We start from the raw sequence: 726 nt of genomic DNA on the forward strand, positions 1-726 counted from the left end.
TTCCGCATTGAACTGGGAGAAATTGAAACCCAACTGCTGGCTTGCGCAGGCGTCAGCGATGCCGTGGTGATCGCCCGTGAAGACGAAAGCGGTGACAAGCGCTTAATTGCCTATGTGATCCCCAAAGCCGGCATCCCCCTAAAACCGGCGGATTTACGTGAACACCTCAGTGCCCGCCTGCTGGAATATATGTTACCCGGTGCATTTGTTATGCTGGACGCCTTCCCGATGTCCGCCAACGGTAAACTGGATCGCAAGGCCCTGCCGGCACCGGATCAGCACGCTATCGTCAGCCGTGAATACGAAGCACCACAAGGCGAAACCGAACAGAAGCTGGCGGCAGTCTGGCAAGCACTTCTGGAACTGGAACAGGTCGGGCGCCACGATAACTTCTTCGAACTGGGCGGCCATTCCCTGCTGGTCGTCAGCCTGATCGAACAGTTACGCCAGCAAGGGCTTTCTCTGGCGGTCAGCGCCGTCTTCGCTGCCCCCACGCTGGCGGCCATGAGCGCCCGCTTACATCAAAAGCAAGATGCAGCGCTATCGGTTATTCCGCCTAACCTGATCCACGAAGACAGTCCACACATTACGCCCGCTATGCTGCCACTGGTGACATTAACCCAGGCCCAAATTGACCGTATTGTTGACCATGTCCCGGACGGCGTCGCCAATATTCAGGATATTTACCCGCTTGGCCCCTTGCAGGAAGGCATTCTGTTCCACCAT

The 726-nt window shown here is 56.9% G+C and carries 1 protein-coding gene; it reads left to right on the forward strand.

Going from position 1 to position 726, the window contains the following annotated elements:
* Window positions 1–726 (forward strand): phosphopantetheine-binding protein (locus tag IQ209_RS17970; protein ID WP_228005980.1); only part of this gene is annotated, 726 nt, incomplete at both ends.

The sequence above is a fragment of the Xenorhabdus sp. BG5 genome (genome assembly GCF_015163665.1).
Lineage (GTDB): Bacteria > Pseudomonadota > Gammaproteobacteria > Enterobacterales > Enterobacteriaceae > Xenorhabdus.